This window comes from Prauserella oleivorans (assembly GCF_042685745.1).
GTDB classification, from domain to species: Bacteria; Actinomycetota; Actinomycetes; order Mycobacteriales; family Pseudonocardiaceae; genus Prauserella_A; species Prauserella_A oleivorans.
The window spans coordinates 4,924,078-4,941,377 of sequence record NZ_JBHUNT010000001.1 but is presented as its reverse complement, the minus strand read 5'-3'; the positions used below and the strand labels follow the sequence as shown (position 1 = coordinate 4,941,377).

The following is a 17,300-nucleotide window of genomic DNA, read 5'->3' as shown; positions in this document are numbered from 1 at the left end:
GATCGTGCCGGCGCTGTCGGGAAGGGAATCGGTGTTGCCATGAGCGCCTCTGTCGGCGAGTCGACGATGCAGACCAGGGCGGACCTCGCCGTACACGGGGTACGGCTGGATGCGCCCGTGCGGCGCAGCAAGGGAGCGGGCCCCAGTGACGACGGGCACCTGGTGCTCGACGGCGCCAACGCGGCGCTGCCGATCAACCCCGAGAGCCCGTACACGGTGCGCGACGGCCGGGTCGTGCGTGGAACACTGGACCTCGGCCTCACCGTGGAGCCCGTCGCGAGGCCGAAGTTCTACGATCTGTCCACTGAGGACGGTGTGCCGTACCGCAAGATCGCGTTGCTGCACGGCAAGGACGTGCTCGCCACCACGGTGGTGCAGACCTGCATTCGCTACGCCGAGGACCAGCGGTGCCGGTTCTGCACCATCGAGGAGTCGTTGCGTTCGGGGTCGACGATCGCGGCCAAGACGCCGGCCCAGCTCGCGGAGGTCGCCGAGGCCGCGGTCCGGCTCGACGGGGTGCGCCAGATGGTGATGACCACCGGCACCACCGCGGGCCCGGACCGCGGCGCGCGGCACCTCGTCCGGTGCGTGCGGGCCGTGCTCGAGGCGGTGCCGGGTCTGCCGATCCAGGTGCAGATCGAGCCGCCCGGTGACCTGGGCGTGCTCACCGACCTGCACGAGGCGGGTGCGACCTCGATCGGCATCCACGTCGAAGCGCTCGACGACGACGTGCGCAGGCGCTGGATGCCGGGCAAGTCGACGGTGCCGCTGGCGGAGTACGAGGCGGCGTGGGACGAGGCGGTGCGGGTGTTCGGCCGCAACAAGGTCTCGACGTACCTGCTCATCGGGCTCGGCGAGGACCCGGACGAGCTCGTCGCCGGGGCGTCGCGGCTCATCGAGCGGGGCGTGTACCCGTTCGTGGTGCCGATGCGGCCGATGGCGGGCACGCTCGCCCGCCGTGACGGGGCCACCGCGCCCTCTCCCGCGCTGGTCCGGCAGATCACCGAGGAGGTCGCGGCGCTGCTGCGGGCGGCCGGCATGACCGGCGCGGACCAGGAGGCCGGGTGCGCGGCCTGCGGCGCGTGCAGCACGTTGCCGGCGGCGGGCGCATGACCGCCGCGACCTCGGTGGCCGACGTGCTGGTGGTGCTCGGTGACGCCACCAGCCTCGCACGCAGGCCACCGTTCCTCATCGAGCGCGCGGACGACGCGGCCGCCCTCGCGGCGTACCGGGCGCTGCGCGCGGCGGTGTTCGTGCACGAGCAGGGCCTGTTCCGCGGGAACGACCTCGACGAGCGGGACGAGGACCCGCGCACCGTGGTGCTCGTGGCCCGCGATCGCGACGGCACGGTGATCGGCGGCGTGCGGCTCGGTCCGGTGACCGACGGCCCCGACCTCGGCTGGTGGGCGGGCGGCAGGCTCGTCGTCCACCCCGCGAGCCGGGGCGGTGTCGGGCCCGCGCTCGTCCGGGCCGCGTGCGCGTACGCCGAGGGAGCCGGGGTGCTGCGGTTCGAGGCGACCGTGCAGACCCGCAACGAGCGTCTGTTCAGCAGGATCGGCTGGCAGAGCGTCCGCGAGGTGACCGTCGCGGGCAGGCCGCACGTGCTCATGCGGTGGCCGATCGGCCGCGTCGCCGCGCTGGCGCAGGGCACCAAGAGCGACCTCGGGCCGTTGCTGGACGGGATGACCGGCGTGCCCGGATTCGTCGGCGACGACGGTGTTCCCGTTCCGGGTAGCGACGTCGTCGCCGCGTGCGACGCGATCCTGCCCTCGATGGTGGAACGGGATCCGGAGTGGTCGGGCTGGTGCTCGGTGCTCGTCAACGTCAACGACCTCGCCGCGATGGGCGCCACCCCGATCGGGTTGCTGGACGCGCTCGGGGCACGGGATCGCTCCTTCGCCAGCCGCGTGCTGGCCGGGGTGCGCCGGGCCTCGCAGGCCTACGGGGTGCCCGTGCTCGGCGGCCACACGCAGCTCGGCGTGCCGGCGGCACTGGCGGTGACCGCGCTCGGCCGCTGTGCGGTGCCCGTCCCCGGTGGCGGTGGACGCCCGGGCCGGCGGGTGTGGCTCACCGCGGACCTCGACGGCGGCTGGCGACCCGGATACGCGGGCAGGCAATGGGATTCGACGAGCCGGCGGCGCACACCCGAGCTGCGCGCGATGCTCTCCTCGGTGGCGCGGGCGCGACCGGACGCGGCCAAGGACGTGTCGATGGCCGGCATCGCCGGGACGCTCGGCATGCTGGCCGAGGCGAGCGGGTGCGGCGCCGTCCTCGACGTCGCCGCCGTGCCCCGTCCGGCCCAGGCGAGCGTCGGCGACTGGCTCACCTGCTTCCCCGGCTTCGCCATGCTCACCGCGGGCGACGGGCCGCTGCGGGCGGGGCCGGCGACGAGCGCGGCGTGCGGCGAGCTCGTCGAGGGCTCCGGCGTCCGGCTGCGCTGGCCGGACGGGGAGCTCACCACAGTCATCGAGTCGGGGGTTACCGGATTGGGGACATCGTGAGTCCACTGCGGATGGCGGTCACGGCGGCGCCGTTCGACCGCGACCTGGAGGCCGACTTCGCCCGGATCGCCGACCTGATCGGCAAGGCCCGCGCGGAGGGCGTCGGACTGCTCGCGCTGCCGGAGGCGGCGCTCGGCGGCTACTTGGCCAATTTGGACGGAGGTGCCGACGGGCCCCCGCCGCTGCGGCAGGACGGCCCCGAGATCGCGCGGCTGGCCGAACTCGCCGGCGACATGGTGGTGGTCGCCGGCTACTGCGAGGACGCGGGCGGCCACTACTACAACAGCGCCGTGTGCGTCACCGGCGACGGCGTGCTCGGCAACCACCGCAAGGTGCATCAGCCGCTGTCGGAGGACAGCACCTACCGGGCGGGCGATCGCTTCGCGGCGTTCGACACGCCGGTGGGCAGGCTCGGCATGCTCATCTGCTACGACAAGGCGTTCCCCGAGTCGGCGCGGGCGCTGGCGCTGGACGGTGCCGAGATCGTCGTGTGCGTCTCGGCATGGCCGGGCAGCCGCACCAACGCCGCGCCCGACCTCGCCGAGGACCGGTGGAAGCGCCGGTTCGACCTGTTCGACCGGGCACGAGCGCTGGAGAACCAGATCGTGTGGCTCTCGGCCAACCAGTCCGGCACGTTCGGGGACCTGCGGTTCGTCGCCAGCGCGAAGATCGTCGACCCCGGCGGGGACGTCGTCGCGGACACCGGTGTGGCCGAGGGGATGGCGATCGCCGACCTCGACGTGCCGCACCTGCTGGCCACCGCGCGCCGGTCGATGGGTCACCTCCGCGACCGCCGGCCCGAGGCCTACGGACCCTTGCGGACGGGCTGATGGGCACGCTCCGCATCGCGGCGGTGGCGGCGCACTTCGGCCGCGACCTCGACTTCGACATGCAGCGCATCGGCACGCTCATCGAGCACGCCCGCGGTTCCGGGGCGGCGCTGCTGGTCCTGCCGGACGCCGCGCTGGGCGGCTACCTCGCCGACCTGCGGCACCCGGACCCGGACACGCTGCCGCCCGCGCTGCCACCCGACAGCCCGTATCTCACCAAGATCGGCGAGCTGGCGGGCGACATGGTGGTGTGCGTCGGCTACTGCGAGGACGCCGGCGACGTCCGCTACAACGCTGCCGCCTGTGTCAGCGGCGACGGCGTGCTCGGCAGGTATCGCAAGGTGCACCAGCCGCCGGGCGAGACGGTGGCCTACGCCGCGGGGGAGGAGTTCTCGGCGTTCGACACGCCGGTCGGGCGGATCGGCATGCTGATCGACTACGACAAGACGTTCCCCGAGTCGGCCCGCAGCCTCGCGCTCGACGGCGCGGAGATCCTGGCGTGCCTGTCGGCGTGGCCCACCAGCATCACCAACCGCGCCCCGCGGATGACCCAGGACCGGCAGGCGCGCCTGTTCGACCTCTACGACCAGGCACGCGCCGCGGAGAACCAGGTGGTGCTCGCCTCGTCCAACCAGACCGGCGCGCTGGGCGGCATGCGCTTCCTGGGACAGGCGAAGGTCGTCGGTCCCGGTGGCGACATCCTCGCGCGCACGTGGTCGAAGGCGGGAATCGCCGTTGCCGAAGTCGACGTCCGGTCCGAGATCGCCACCGCCAGGCGGGTGCTGAGCCACCTCGCCGAACGCAAGCCGGGGAGTTACCGATGAGGATCGCGCTGCTGAGCTACTCCACGAAACCGCGCGGGGGAGTGGTGCACACGCTTGCGCTGGCCGAGGCGCTCGCCGAGGCCGGGCAGGACGTGACGGTGTGGACCCTGGGCCGCGGCGGCGACGCGGCGTTCTTCCGCCCCGTCGACCCGCGCGTGCGGCTGTCGATCGTGCCGTTGCCCGGCCGCGACGGCGAAGGCGTGGGGCCGCGCATCCTGCGGTCGATCGCCGTGCTGCGGGATGCCTTCACCCCGGGCGAGTACGACATCGTGCACGCCCAGGACTGCATCAGCGCCAACGCCGTCGAGCGGTGCGTCCGGACCGTGCACCACCTCGACACGTTCACCACGCCCGAACTCGCCGCCTGCCACGAGCGCGCGATCGTGCGGCCGTACGCGCACGTGTGCGTGTCGGCGGCGGTGGCCGAGGAGGTGGAGCGAGGCTGGGGGATTCGCCCCACGGTGATTCCCAACGGCGTCGACGCGGACCGGTTCGCCCGCGCGGCCGCCGACACCGCGGCGATCGCGCGCTGGCGGGACCGGCTCGGCCGGTACGTGCTCGCGGTCGGCGGGATCGAACCGCGCAAGGGCACCCTCGACCTGCTGGAGGCCTACGCCCGGCTGCGGGACACGGACCCGGAGTTGCGGCTGGTGATCGCGGGTGGCGAGACCCTGTTCGACTACCGCGACTACCGGGAACGGTTCGACAAGCGGGCGGCCGAGCTGGGCGCCGACCCGGTGGTGCTGGGCCCGGTGCCCCACGACGAGCTGCCCGCCCTGGTGGCCGGCGCCGGGGCGTTCGCGTTCCCGTCCACCAAGGAGGGCTTCGGCCTCGCGGCGATGGAGGCACTGGCCGCAGGGGTCCCCCTGGTGACGCGGGAACTGCCCGTGCTGCGGGAGGTCTTCGGCGACGTGGCCCGGTTCTCCTCCACGCCGGAGGGCTTCGCCGCCGAGCTGCGCGCCGCTCTCACCGGTGACGATCCGGAGCGCCGTGCCGCCGGGCGCGCACTCGCCGCGCGCTACACGTGGCGGGCCGCGGCCGACGCCCACCTGCGGTTGTACCGCTCGCTGGTGTGATCGCGTAGGACCTCACGGAGAACGAAGCCCTCGGCATACCCGCCGGGGGCTTCGGCATGTGGGTACCCGAGTCGCGCGGACCGCGACCCCTTCGTTTGCCCGATACGGGTAGGGGGTATACGCTCGCGGGTACGGAGCACAAGGGAGAACAGCCATGCGGGGATACACCGGTGACAAGGAGGCTTACCTCAAGCGGCTACGCCGCATCGAGGGGCAGATCCGGGGGCTGCAGCGGATGGTCGAGAACGACGAGTACTGCATCGACGTCCTGACCCAGATCGCCGCGGCGACCAAGGCGCTGCAGGCGGTATCCCTCGGGCTGATGGACGAGCACCTCAAGCACTGTGTCGCCGAGGCGATCGCGGAGGGCGGTGCGGCCGCCGAGGAGAAGGTCCGCGAGGCCAGTGAGGCGATCGCCCGGCTCGTCCGGTCCTGACCGCTCAGCACCACCATCCAGCCTGTCCGACCAGAAGGAGTGCCGATGATCGAGACGACCTACACCGTCAGCGGGATGACCTGCGAGCACTGCGCGCGCTCGGTGACCGAGGAGGTCGAGGCGCTCGACGGCGTCACGGGCGTGACCGTCGACCTGCCCACGGGGGCCGTCACCGTCGCCAGCCAGAAGGAACTGGGGCTCGACGACGTCCGGGCCGCCGTCGAGGAAGCCGGATACACGCTGAGGGCATGACCCAGCCGTCGCCCGCGCGACGCCGGCGTGCCCGAACCGGGAGTCAGTGACCAACCATGAACACAGCAGCGAAGCTCTGCGCCTACGGTGCGGTGCTCGCCCTCGTCGCCGGTGGCGCGTGGGTGCTCGGCGGCGCTGTCGGCCCCGTCGGCGACGCCGGCGCTCCAGCGCAGGAACGGGCCGCCCACGGGGACCCTCACGGCGGCACCGTCGCGGAGGCCGAGCACATCGAGGAGCCCGCGGGACTCGCGTCGTCCAGGGGCGGATACACGTTCACGCCCACCCGCACGACGTTCACCCCGGGCACCACCGAGACCTTCACCTTCCGCATCACCGGCCCCGACGGGCACGCGCTCACCCGCTTCGAGACCGAGCACGAGAAGCGCATGCACCTCATCGTGGTCCGCCGGGACACCGCGGAGTTCCAGCACCTCCACCCCGAACTGCGCCCGGACGGCACGTGGGCGGTCCCGCTGACCCTCGGGATGCCGGGTACCTACCGGGCATTCGCCGACTTCGTCCCCGCCGGGGGCGAGGCCACCACACTCGGCGTCGACCTCGCCGCGCCCGGGGAGTTCCGGCCCGCGTCGCACGAGCCGTCCCGCGTCGCGACGGTCGACGGCTACACGGTCCGCCTCGACGGCGACCTCGTCGCAGGCCGCAGTTCGAAGCTCACCCTGACGATCACCAGGGACGGCCGCCCGCTCACCGATCTGCAGCCCTACCTGGGCGCCGACGGGCACCTCGTCGCGCTGCGCACGGGCGACCTGGCCTACCTGCACGTCCACCCCGGTGACGACTCCGCGGGCGGGCCGGCGATCACCTTCCATGCCGAGGTCCCCTCGGCGGGCACCTATCGGCTGTTCCTCGACTTCCGGCACCGCGACGTGGTCCGGACCGCCGGCTTCACCGTGGAAGGACATGCATGACCACCGACGTGCACAGCGAACGGCGGAGCACCGAGCACGAGATCGAGCTCGCCATCACCGGGATGACGTGCGCCTCGTGTGCCATGCGGGTCGAGCGCAAGCTGAACAAGCTCGACGGCGTCACGGCCACGGTGAACTACGCGACCGAGAAGGCGCGCGTGAGCTACCCCGAGGGGGTATCCCCGGAGCGGCTCGTCGAGCAGGTCGAGGCCGCCGGGTACGGGGCGAGCATCCCCCGGGAGCCCGAGCAGCGGGACGACGAGGCCGAGCCCGCCGACGAGACCCTCGGGCTGCGCAGGCGGCTGATCGGCTCGCTGGTGCTCTCGGTGCCGGTGATCGCGCTCGCGATGATCCCGCCCCTGCAGTTCGAGTACTGGCAGTGGGCCTCGCTCGTGCTGGCCTCGCCGGTGGTGGTGTGGGCGGCGTGGCCGTTCCACCGTGCGGCGCTGACCAACCTCCGGCACGGCGCGGCGACGATGGACACGCTGGTGTCGATGGGCACCCTGGCGGCGTACCTGTGGTCGCTCTACGCCCTGTTCCTCGGCGAGGCCGGCATACCGGGCATGACGCACCCGTTCGAGTTGACCATCGAACGCACCGACGGCAGCGCCACGATCTACCTCGAGGTCGCAGCGGGCGTGACGACGTTCATCCTCGCGGGCCGGTACTTCGAGGCACGCGCCAAGCGCCGGGCCGGGTCCGCGCTGCGCGCGCTGCTGGAACTCGGCGCGAAGGACGTCGGCGTCCTGCGTGGCGGCCGGGAAACGCGGATTCCCGTCGAGCACCTGGCCGTGGGCGATCGGTTCGTCGTGCGCCCCGGCGAGAAGATCGCCACCGACGGCGTGGTCGAGGAGGGCGGTTCCGCAGTCGACCAGAGCATGCTGACGGGCGAGTCGGTGCCCGTCGAGGTCGGTGTGGGGGACGCGGTGGTTGGCGCGACCGTCAACGCCGGCGGCCGGCTCGTCGTGCGGGCGACCAGGGTCGGGTCGCAGACGCAGCTCGCGCAGATGGCGAAGCTCGTCGAGGACGCCCAGACCGGCAAGGCAGCCGTGCAGCGGCTCGCCGACCGGATCTCGGCGGTGTTCGTGCCGATCGTGATCGCGCTCGCCGTGGGCACGCTGGCGTTCTGGCTCGGCGCGGGCGCTTCCGCATCGGCGGCGTTCACCGCCGCGGTCGCCGTGCTCATCATCGCCTGCCCGTGCGCGCTGGGCCTCGCCACGCCGACGGCATTACTCGTCGGCACCGGGCGTGGTGCGCAGCGCGGCATCCTCATCAAGGGACCCGAGGTGCTGGAGTCCACTCGGCGTGTCGACACCGTGGTGCTGGACAAAACCGGCACCGTCACGACGGGAACGATGGCGCTGGTCGACGTGCACACCGCCGACGGTGTCGACGTGAGCGACGCGCTTCGTCTGGCCGGTGCTGTCGAGCACGCATCCGAACATCCGATCGCGAGGGCCATCGCGCGGGGCGCCGAGGAGAAGGTGGGCAGCTTGCCGCCCGTGCGGGAGTTCGCGGCCGTGGAGGGTCTCGGCGTGCACGGGATCGTCGACGGACACGCCGTCGTCGCCGGGCGGGAGGCGTTGCTCGAGCGGTGGAGCCTGCCTCTGCCCGCGGCGCTCGCCGAGGTGAAGGCCGACGCGGAGCGGCAGGGTCGCACGGCGGTGGCGGTCGGCTGGGACGGTGAGGCCCGCGCGGTGCTCGTCGTGGCCGACACGGTGAAGCCGACGTCGGCCGAGGCCGTGCGCCGCCTGCGCGAGCTCGGTCTGCACCCCGTGCTGCTCACCGGCGACAACGAGGCCGTCGCCAGGTCGGTCGCCGCGGACGTCGGCATCGACGAGGTGATCGCCGAGGTGCTGCCCAAGGACAAAGTGGACGTTGTGCGCCGGCTGCAGGAGCAGGGCCGCGTGGTCGCGATGGTCGGCGACGGTGTCAACGACGCGGCCGCGCTGGCCCAGGCCGACCTCGGACTGTCGATGGGCACCGGAACCGATGTGGCCATCGAGGCGGGCGACCTGACGCTCGTGCGCGGCGACCTCACCGCCGCCGCCGACGCGATCCGCCTGTCGCGGCGCACGTTGCGCACCATCAAGGGCAACCTGTTCTGGGCGTTCGCGTACAACGTGGCGGCGCTGCCCCTGGCCGCGGCGGGGCTGCTCAACCCCATGCTCGCCGGTGCAGCCATGGCGTTCAGCTCCGTGTTCGTGGTGAGCAACAGCCTGCGGCTGCGCACGTTCCGGTGAGCGGTTCGAACGCGTACGTCGAGCGTCGGAACGTGGTGGCCGCGGGCGCTGAGTCGGTGGTCGATCGGGCGGTGTGCGGTCACGGTGTTCCGGTGTGACTTCAGTCCGGCAGGGATCGGAGCCGTGCGGGCGCCGGGTCGGTGGTCGACTCGGCGCCATGGCGGCAGGGTGATGCGCGAACACGCGAGCTTCCCGAGCACGGGGGGCCGTGCAGGTCGCGCGCTTGACGACTTGGGCGCACCACGCGTGGTCGGCGCCAGTGCGTGGGGACCGATGGCTGGTGGTGGCCTCGGTATGACCTGGTGATCCGGGCTTGGGCTGGGTGTTGGGCGCGCCAGGTGAGCAGCGGCGGCCTATGGGTTGTTCGGCGGCTTCCCCAGTGGGCCGCCGCGGGCCTCCGCGGGGACCGGCAGGTGCGGCCCGGGCGAGGCTGGCCCCGGGCGAGGCTACCGGGCCGGCCGCAGCGGCCGCCGCTGGCCCGCCGTGCCGGGGCGTGGTACGACCGATGCGCCGCTGTGGAGGTAGGCCACGAACGCAGCGCCACTGGGCCCGCATTCCGCGGCTCCTGCCACGGTCGCCGATGAGCGCTACTCGGTCGTCCATCCATAAGAGTCACTTCGAGCCGAGCGTCGGCGGCTGTCACGGCGTTCGGTAGGTGTGGCCGGCGGGGGTGGTGATGTGGAGTTGGCCGGTGTCGGTGAGGTGGAATCGCCAGCCGGGGGTGTGTTTGGTGCGGTGGTGACGTCGGCACAGCCCGATGAGGTTGGCGGTGTTGGTCTCGCCGGAACGCTGGCGGGGGATGACGTGGTCGAGGTCGCTGTAGTGCGCCGGGCGGTGGCAGGTGGGGAACCGGCATTCGCGGTCGCGGATCTTGACGTGGTCGGCGGTGACGGCGGGCGGCCGGTAGCGGGTGCGGCCGACATCGACAGGCGCACCCGTCTGCGGGTCGGTGACGATCCGTCGCCAGGTGGAGTTGGGGTCGAACGCGATCGCCCGCGCGATCGAGGCGGGCAGCGGGCCGTGCCCCGCGAGCTCGGACGGGTTGGTCGACAGGCCGACCAGCGAGGCGAGGTCGATGTGGATGAAGATTTCCGCCTTCGGTGAGCCACCGCCCGAGTCCTGACCGAGCAGGAGATCGGCGAACACATCCGCCCGCAGCTGATCCATCGTCCGCTCACCACCCGCCTTCCGCAGCGCCCGGGCACACCGATCGATCCGCGCATACGCCGCCGAGGCCACCTCGGCAGGCAGCTCGGCGGTCAGCGTGGCCATCGCGTCGTCGCCGTGCCGCAACTCCACCCGCCGTTCCCGCCGCCGCGCCTCCGCCCGCGCCGCGGCACCCTCCGGATCCACCTTCTGCACCGCACGGTTCACCATTCGCCGAATCGACGAGGCATCCCGCCCCACCAACCGCCCGGAGACCAGCGCATCCACCTCGCGCGCCCGCGGATCAGACAAGACCGCTGTCGGTTCCGAGATTTTCGAGGCTTTGTACAGATCGATCTCGCCCCGCGACAACGCACCCAAGGTTTCCGGAAGCCGGGTCACCAAATCCCGGGCCAACCCTATTTTGATTCGCGCCGCATTCTCCGAAATCGCCAACGCCAGCGCCACTTCCGACGCCACATCGGCAGCATCGTCCCGCGACGCCGAATATTCCGCCAAAGCCCGAACCTGCGACGCCTGCAGCCGAGCGATCTCCCGCTCCAGTCGAACGACGTCATCAAGAGAACTTTCCCCCATGCCCACGATTCTACCGGGAAATACCGAATCATATGAGTGAACCGAAAAACAACGGAACGTGACCACGATGCCCGTTCCGTGGGGAACTGCCGCCAGCGATCAGACAATGAGAGGTGGTGTGTGGAGCGGCAGTTTCCCACGGCGCGCCGAAGGCGTGCTTGAAACCCAACCCCCACGCAACTCCGGCAACCACAAGACCTGTCAGCCAATGTGAAGAAGGTCAGGGTAATGCTGCGAATGGTCCACTCGCGGCCACAGGTATATTTCCGCCAGCAGAAATGCACGCACCGACGGACGAAAATGCGCACGGTGGACACAGGCAAAATCCGGGCTGGCGATGCGGACAGCGCCACACGGCTCCGCGAACTGCGGAACGGCACGACACGGCTCCGCGAGCGGAGACGCAGCAACTCGATCGGCACGCCAACCGGGGTGGCCGGCGCTCGCCGAGGCTGCAGCGGGCACGTCGACTCCTGCGGCAGCTACCGCTCCGGCAGGCACGGGGACCCGAAGCACCAACTGGCGACGACCGGACCCGCCGACAAGTCGACAGAAGCACCAGCTGCGCCGACTGCCCGACATCGCGCTGGGGGACCTGACGACCGGAGCGGCCGACGGGTGACTTGAACGTGCGACAGGGTGACGGACGCAGCAGACACGGCGACGGGAACGGCTGACACGGCTACGCATAGCGCAGACACGGCGACGCGGACGGCCGACACGACGACGAAATCGGCAGACACGGCTACGCGAGCACAGACAGGGCAACTGGAGGGGCACACGCCAACCTGGGCGGCCGGCGCTCGCAGAGCCCTCTACCGGGCCCGTCGGCTCGTGCGGCAGCTACCGCGCCAGCCGACCAGGGCGACGCGAGCGGCCCACACGGCGACGGGAACGGCCCACGCGGCGACGGGGACGGCCCACGCGGCGACGGGAACGGCCCACACGGCGACGGGAACGGCCCACACGGCGACCCCGAACCCCCGGCCCTAATCCTCCGTGCTGCGCCAGTTCGGCACGCCGAGCAGGATGAGCCGGAGCTTCTTCTCCGCCGTGCGCACGATGCGGGCGTCGGTGTCCGGGTCGCGCGGCCGCGCCTCCAGCAGGTCGACCACCGTGGCGAGCATGGCCGACACGATCAGGTCGGCCATCATGTGCAGGTCCTCGGTGGTCCAGGTTCGCAGGCCGTCGAACCGTGCGAGGTCGACGGCGAGCTCGCTGGACAACAGCCGGAGCTCGACGCCGATCGTCTGCCGGACCGCGCCGGTACCGCCGTAGCGTTCGCGCACCAGGAACCAGAAGTGATCCTCGTGGGCACGCACATGCTCCACCAGGGTGCGCACGGACGTGCGGATCATGCCGGTCGAGGTGTCCGGGGCGCTGCGAGCCTGCCGGATCATGGTCCGCAGCGTGCGCATCGACTCCTCGACGAGCGCGACGCCGAGGTCGTCCATCGACGCGAAATGCCGGTAGAACGCGGTGGGCACCACGCCCGCCTGCTTGGTCACCTCCCGCAGGCTGAGTCCCGCAAAGCCCCGGTCGGCGAGCAACCGCAGTGCCGCGTCGAGCAGGGCACGCCGGGTGCGCTCCTTGCGCTCGTGCCGGGTTCCCGATGCAGCCGTCATGGCGGTCAAGCCTACGTCCGTTCTCTGTGTAGCCCAGTTCACATTGCGGGTCTCGCGGACACCGCCCACCATTGAGTGTACAAGCGTTCACTGAACCGGGAGGTGTGATGGGCAAGCTCGCCGCACTGGGTGTGCTGGCGGAGTCGCTGCTCACCCCGCACGGCATGGACCGCTACCTCGAGCTGATCGACCCGATGCTCGTGCGCCGGGACCTGCGCGGAGAGGTCACCGCGGTGCGCAGGCAGACCGCCTGCACCGTGACCCTCACGGTGCGGACCAGCCGGGCGTGGCGGGGTTTCACGGCCGGGCAGTTCGTGCGCGTCACCGTGGGCATCGACGGCGTGCGCCGCACCCGCTGCTACTCACCGGCCTGCTCCCAGCACCGGCCGGGGGAGCTGGAGTTCACCATCAAGGCGGACCCGAACGGGCTGGTGTCCCGCTACCTGCACGACCATGCGCGTCCGGGCATGGTGCTGGGTCTCTCCGCGGCGGACGGCACATTCACGCTCCCCGAGGATCGGCCGCACCGCATCGTGCTCATCAGTGGCGGCAGCGGCATCACGCCGGTGCTGTCGATGCTGCGCACGCTCGCCGACGAGGGCTACACCGGCGAGGTCGCGTTCCTGCACTACGCGCGCAGCGCCGCCGACGTGACGTACGGCGCCGAGCTGGTCGAACTCGGGCGCCGCCGGGGTGTGCGGATCGTCCTCGCGCACACCAGGGACGAGGGTGCGGAGCTGGCCGGGCATTTCCGCCAGGAACACCTGGAGCATGCGGCGCCGTGGTTCCGGGAGGCGCGGACCTACCTGTGCGGGCCGCCCGCTCTCATGGAATCCGTGCGCGCCACCTACGCCCAGCACGGATTGAGTGAACGGCTGCTCACCGAGGAGTTCACGCCGCCCGCCATCGCCACCGAGGCCGGGGACGCCACGGGGCGGATCCGGTTCACCCGCAGCGCCACGGAGGTGGCCAACACCGGCAGGCCGCTGCTGGAGCAGGCCGAGGCCGCGGGCCTGACGCCCGAGCACGGCTGCCGCATGGGCATCTGCTTCTCGTGTACCCAGCTCAAGACCAAGGGCACGGTGCGCAACGCAGCGACGGGCGAGACCTCCGGTGACGACGACGAGGAAATCCAACTCTGCATCTCCGTCCCGGTCGGGGACGTCGAGATCGACTGTTAGGAGCCAGCCATGACCGGACTACAGGACCGACTGACCCCCGAGCAGGTCGAGGAATTCGGCCGCGAGCTCGACGACCTGCGCAAACGGATCGTCGCTGACCTCGGCCAGGCCGACGTCGACTACATCCAGAACATCATCAAGACCCAGCGCGGACTCGAGATCACCGGTCGCGCGCTGCTGTTCGCCGGCTTCTTCCCGCCCGCGTGGCTCGCGGGCGTCGGTGCGCTGTCGTTGTCGAAGGTCCTCGACAACATGGAGATCGGGCACAACGTGATGCACGGCCAGTACGACTGGACCCGTGATCCCGCGCTGAGCTCGCAGCGGTTCGAGTGGGACACCGTGGCGCCGTCGGAGAACTGGCGGCACTCCCACAACTACATCCATCACACCTACACCAACATCGTCGACAAGGATCGCGATGTCGGCTACGGCATCCTGCGCATCGACCCCGCGCAGAAGTGGCATCCGTACTACCTCGGCAACCCGGTCTACGCGACGCTGCTGGCCCTGCTGTTCCAGTGGGGCGTGATGTTGCACGACCTCGAGGTCGACCGCCTGGTCAAGGGCGAACGCACGTGGTCCGAGTTCGCCGACGTCCGGCGGCGGATCGTGCGCAAGGCCTCGCGGCAGATCGGCAAGGACTACGTTCTGTTCCCGCTGCTGACCGGCCCGCTCGCGCCGCTGACGCTCGCGGGTAACGCCACGGCGAACCTGGTGCGCAACCTCTGGGCGTTCTCGATCATCTTCTGTGGGCATTTCCCGGCGGACGTCGAGAGCTTCACCGAGGAGGAGACCGAGAACGAGACCCGGGGTCAGTGGTACCTGCGGCAGATCCTCGGCTCGGCCAACATCACCGGCGGGAAGCTGTTCCACATCCTGTCGGGCAACCTCTCCCACCAGATCGAGCATCACCTGTTCCCGGACATTCCCGCGCGCCGCTACCCGCAGATCGCGGGGGAGGTACGGGCCATCTGCGAGAAGTACGGGCTGCCGTACCACACCGGACCGCTGCGCAAGCAGCTCTGGTCGGTGGCGAAGAAGATCGTCAAGTTCGCCCTGCCCGGCAGCGGTGACTCCACGCCGGCACCGGCTACCCTCGAACGCGACCGGAACCTTCAGGCGGCGTAGGGATCAGCGACATGGTGGGTCGGTTCGAAAGCGGCAAGGACACTGTGCAGGTGCTCACGGAGACGGCGGCCACGCACGTCGGCAACATCGCGACCATCGTGACGGGCGCGGTCCGCGACATCGCCAAGGAGACCGGCGACTGGCTGACCGAGCTCATCGAGATGCGCGAGGCGTCGAAGCGCGCGCAGGAGGACGACACCACGCCCTGACCGCGAGCCAGTGCGATGTGGACGGTCATCAGCCTCCCGCGACCGTCCACATGCGGCTCTCTACGGCGTCTCGGCGGTGCGGGCGAGTTCGGTGAGCGGCAGGCTCTCGCCACGCCGCAGCAGCCGGATCCGCGTCGCCGGGTGCCGCCGCGCCGCCTCGACGAGGAAGTTCGACACCGGCGAGGTGAAGTTGCGGTAGTCGTCGAAGTGCACGGGCACCGCGTGTGCCGGATCGAGCAGCTCGAGCAGCGCGCCGCCCTGCCGGTCGTCCATCGAGACCAGCGCGCCGAGCACGCGCGTCCCGCCCAGGTGCAGCACGGCGAGATCGAGCTCGGGGAAGCGTTCCCCGATCTCGCGCAGTTCGTCGTGCAGGATCGTGTCGCCGCTGACGTAGATCCGCAGCGGCCGCGCGCCCGGCGCGGCGATGTATTCCCACACGCTGCCCATCACCGGCGGCAGCACCTTGCCCAGCAGGCCGGTGGAGTGCCGGGCGGGCACGGCGGTGATCGTCAGCGTGGCGCCGCGGGCGGCCAAGGTGTGCTGCGACCAGGTGGACAGCGCGACCGGTTCCCGGAAACCCCGCTTGCTCAGCCATTTGGCGGCGTGGCCCGTGGTGACGATCGGCAGGTCCGGCGCGAGCTTGCGGCGGGCTATGCGGTCGAAGTGGTCTCCGTGCAGGTGGGAGAGCACCACGGCGTCCAGCGGCGGCAGGTCGGCCGGCTGGGCGGCGGGCTCGGTGCGGCGCCGGGAGGCGAGTCCCTGCCCGAAGTACGACCATTGGCCGCGGTGCAGGAAGTTGGGGTCGGTGAGCAGGCTGAACGGGCCCAGCCGCACGAGTGTGGTCGCCGTACCGACGAACGTCAGTGAGTCCTGGCTCGGAAACATCAGCGGCTCCGGGAGATCTCGCGGGGCGGCGGTCCGACATCGTGCACCCGGCCCGGCCTGAGCCGCGCGTGCACCTGGCCGGGCCCGGGGCCGTGGCGGGCGGCGAGCGTGTCGGCGACGAGGCCGGTGACCCCGGCGTAGACGGCCTTGTGGGCGAGGTCGACCACCAGTTCGTCGCGCGGCCACGTCCACGGCGGAGCGCCGGTGCCGGTGGCGTTCTCCAAGATCTGGTCGTTGGTCAGCCGGAGGGCCCAGAACATCGCCGACGACCACGGGCCCCGCAACCCCGCGGTCGCCATCACCCCGCGCAACGCGCCCAGCAGCGCGCCCTGGCCGAGGTGCATGGCGAGGTTGAGCGACACCGGCTGGCGGGTAGGACGTTCGGGCAGCCCGAGAAGGCGTTCCAGCGTGCGGGCGGGGACGTGGGAGTCAGGGCGCCGGGTGAACCGCTGCTCGGCCTTCTCGACCGCGGTCATCGCCACGGCACCCGCCAGCCCGGCGAGCACACCCTGCATCATCGCGCGTGGCCACATGGCGTTCGGTTACCCGCGAGGGCACCGGGACAACCGCTCCGGTCGCAGGCTGGTGGTCCGGTCCGCGCGGGCGGGAGCTGTGGCATTGCTTTCGCCCGATGGACCTCGCGGGCCCCGGCGGTCATGATGTGCGACGTGAGTGACGTGATCAGTACCGCCGACCTCGTCGACAAGCACGGTGCCGCGCTGCGGGTGTGCGACACGCAGTTCCGCCAGTTCGGCGCGCACCGCGCCTTCTCCGGGCGCGTCCGCACCGTGTCGTGCTACCAGGACAACGGCCTGGTCAAGCAGCTGCTCAACTCGCCGGGGGAGGGCTGTGTGCTCGTCGTCGACGGCGGCGGCTCGCTGCACACCGCGCTCACCGGCGACCTCATCGCGGGTGCGGCCGTGCACAACGGCTGGGCCGGGCTGGTCATCAACGGAGCCGTCCGCGACAGTGCCGTGCTCGCCGGCCTCCCGCTGGGAATCAAGGCGCTCGGCACGAACCCGCGCAAGAGCAGCAAGGCGGGAGCCGGCTCGGTCGACGTACCGGTGGGCTTCGGCGGCGTGACGTTCCATCCCGGCGATGAGCTCTACGCCGACGACGACGGCGTCGTGCTGCTGCCCGCCGACCACTGAGGTTTGGTCGTCGCCGAGTCCGGGAAAGCTTCTGTGCTCGGACGAGGAGGTACGACGATGAAGCACAGGAAGGACAACGCGGGCGAGGCCGCCGGCGGCATTCCCGAGCCAGATCCGCCGCAGGGCGGTCCGAACGCCGACGACGAGACGCCCAGCCCGGCCGACGTCACGCCGGGGCTCGGCGGTACGTCGGAGACGAAGCCGCCGACCACCGACGAGGACGACGACCGCTGAGGAGCACCGAGCGCCACCGCCCGGTCACCGGCGGCGCGGCCACCCGGGGCACC

At 71.6% G+C, this 17,300-nt stretch carries 18 protein-coding genes; 14 read left to right on the top strand and 4 right to left on the bottom strand.

The genetic code is table 11. The features are described 5' to 3' along the window. Positions 1 to 39: 39 nt before the first annotated feature. The 9 genes from ACFSZT_RS24295 (at position 40) to ACFSZT_RS24255 (ending at position 9,091) form a co-directional block, all read left to right on the top strand. Positions 40 to 1,113 (top strand): MSMEG_0568 family radical SAM protein, encoded by a 1,074-nt coding sequence (locus tag ACFSZT_RS24295; protein WP_377383539.1) that lies wholly within the window; start codon positions 40 to 42, stop codon positions 1,111 to 1,113. Continuing rightward, complete coding sequence (locus ACFSZT_RS24290; protein ID WP_377383542.1) at positions 1,110 to 2,501, top strand: MSMEG_0567/sll0787 family protein; 1,392 nt, start codon at positions 1,110 to 1,112, stop codon at positions 2,499 to 2,501. The genes ACFSZT_RS24295 and ACFSZT_RS24290 overlap by 4 nt, the downstream gene beginning before the upstream one ends. Then, positions 2,498 to 3,331, top strand: a complete 834-nt coding sequence (locus ACFSZT_RS24285; protein WP_377383544.1) for a carbon-nitrogen hydrolase family protein — start codon at positions 2,498 to 2,500, stop codon at positions 3,329 to 3,331. The genes ACFSZT_RS24290 and ACFSZT_RS24285 overlap by 4 nt, the downstream gene beginning before the upstream one ends. Continuing rightward, the gene (locus ACFSZT_RS24280) at positions 3,331 to 4,155 is read left to right on the top strand and encodes a carbon-nitrogen hydrolase family protein (protein WP_377383547.1); all 825 of its coding nucleotides are present in this window, start codon (positions 3,331 to 3,333) and stop codon (positions 4,153 to 4,155) included. Before ACFSZT_RS24285 ends, ACFSZT_RS24280 begins: the two co-directional genes overlap by 1 nt. Next, the gene (locus ACFSZT_RS24275) at positions 4,152 to 5,231 is read left to right on the top strand and encodes an MSMEG_0565 family glycosyltransferase (protein ID WP_377383549.1); all 1,080 of its coding nucleotides are present in this window, start codon (positions 4,152 to 4,154) and stop codon (positions 5,229 to 5,231) included. Before ACFSZT_RS24280 ends, ACFSZT_RS24275 begins: the two co-directional genes overlap by 4 nt. Before the next feature lie 154 nt (positions 5,232 to 5,385). Next, positions 5,386 to 5,667 carry a metal-sensitive transcriptional regulator gene (locus ACFSZT_RS24270; RefSeq protein WP_377383552.1) on the top strand — a complete coding sequence of 94 codons (282 nt, stop codon included), beginning with the start codon at positions 5,386 to 5,388 and terminating at the stop codon, positions 5,665 to 5,667. A gap of 45 nt (positions 5,668 to 5,712) precedes the next feature. Continuing rightward, entirely contained in the window at positions 5,713 to 5,919 is a 207-nt protein-coding gene (locus ACFSZT_RS24265) for a heavy-metal-associated domain-containing protein (protein ID WP_377383554.1), read from the top strand. Between the two features lie 56 nt (positions 5,920 to 5,975). After that, positions 5,976 to 6,848: a hypothetical protein gene (locus ACFSZT_RS24260; RefSeq protein WP_377383556.1), complete on the top strand. Its 873-nt coding sequence runs from the start codon at positions 5,976 to 5,978 to the stop codon at positions 6,846 to 6,848. Next, entirely contained in the window at positions 6,845 to 9,091 is a 2,247-nt protein-coding gene (locus tag ACFSZT_RS24255) for a heavy metal translocating P-type ATPase (RefSeq protein ID WP_377383559.1), read from the top strand. Before ACFSZT_RS24260 ends, ACFSZT_RS24255 begins: the two co-directional genes overlap by 4 nt. A 639-nt stretch (positions 9,092 to 9,730) precedes the next feature. On the opposite strand, the gene ACFSZT_RS24250 is transcribed toward ACFSZT_RS24255, so the two are convergent. Both ACFSZT_RS24250 and ACFSZT_RS24245 read right to left on the bottom strand, forming a co-directional pair. Further along, positions 9,731 to 10,834: an HNH endonuclease signature motif containing protein gene (locus ACFSZT_RS24250; protein ID WP_377383562.1), complete on the bottom strand. Its 1,104-nt coding sequence runs from the start codon at positions 10,832 to 10,834 to the stop codon at positions 9,731 to 9,733. A gap of 989 nt (positions 10,835 to 11,823) precedes the next feature. Continuing rightward, on the bottom strand, positions 11,824 to 12,459 hold the full coding sequence (locus ACFSZT_RS24245) for a TetR family transcriptional regulator (protein ID WP_377383565.1): 636 nt from the start codon (positions 12,457 to 12,459) through the stop codon (positions 11,824 to 11,826). Positions 12,460 to 12,566: 107 nt separating this feature from the next. Here ACFSZT_RS24245 and ACFSZT_RS24240 point away from each other — a divergent pair, with 107 nt between their 5' ends. Genes ACFSZT_RS24240 through ACFSZT_RS24230 form a run of 3 tightly spaced genes read left to right on the top strand, consistent with a single transcriptional unit; the run spans position 12,567 to position 14,977 of the window. Further along, positions 12,567 to 13,640, top strand: a complete 1,074-nt coding sequence (locus ACFSZT_RS24240) for a ferredoxin reductase (RefSeq protein WP_377383568.1) — start codon at positions 12,567 to 12,569, stop codon at positions 13,638 to 13,640. A 9-nt stretch (positions 13,641 to 13,649) separates the two neighbouring features. After that, positions 13,650 to 14,768 carry a fatty acid desaturase family protein gene (locus ACFSZT_RS24235; RefSeq protein ID WP_377383571.1) on the top strand — a complete coding sequence of 373 codons (1,119 nt, stop codon included), beginning with the start codon at positions 13,650 to 13,652 and terminating at the stop codon, positions 14,766 to 14,768. Between the two features lie 11 nt (positions 14,769 to 14,779). Beyond that, positions 14,780 to 14,977, top strand: a complete 198-nt coding sequence (locus ACFSZT_RS24230; RefSeq protein ID WP_377383574.1) for a hypothetical protein — start codon at positions 14,780 to 14,782, stop codon at positions 14,975 to 14,977. A 60-nt stretch (positions 14,978 to 15,037) separates the two neighbouring features. On the opposite strand, the gene ACFSZT_RS24225 is transcribed toward ACFSZT_RS24230, so the two are convergent. Together ACFSZT_RS24225 and ACFSZT_RS24220 are read right to left on the bottom strand one after the other, a co-directional pair. Continuing rightward, positions 15,038 to 15,862 (bottom strand): MBL fold metallo-hydrolase, encoded by an 825-nt coding sequence (locus ACFSZT_RS24225; RefSeq protein WP_377383577.1) that lies wholly within the window; start codon positions 15,860 to 15,862, stop codon positions 15,038 to 15,040. Continuing rightward, positions 15,862 to 16,395 (bottom strand): hypothetical protein, encoded by a 534-nt coding sequence (locus ACFSZT_RS24220; RefSeq protein WP_377383580.1) that lies wholly within the window; start codon positions 16,393 to 16,395, stop codon positions 15,862 to 15,864. The genes ACFSZT_RS24225 and ACFSZT_RS24220 overlap by 1 nt, the downstream gene beginning before the upstream one ends. Positions 16,396 to 16,530: 135 nt before the next feature. Here ACFSZT_RS24220 and rraA point away from each other — a divergent pair, with 135 nt between their 5' ends. Beyond that, positions 16,531 to 17,013 carry a ribonuclease E activity regulator RraA gene (rraA, locus tag ACFSZT_RS24215; RefSeq protein WP_377383583.1) on the top strand — a complete coding sequence of 161 codons (483 nt, stop codon included), beginning with the start codon at positions 16,531 to 16,533 and terminating at the stop codon, positions 17,011 to 17,013. Positions 17,014 to 17,070: 57 nt separating this feature from the next. Continuing rightward, the gene (locus ACFSZT_RS24210; protein WP_377383586.1) at positions 17,071 to 17,247 is read left to right on the top strand and encodes a hypothetical protein; all 177 of its coding nucleotides are present in this window, start codon (positions 17,071 to 17,073) and stop codon (positions 17,245 to 17,247) included. Positions 17,248 to 17,300 lie beyond the last annotated feature (53 nt).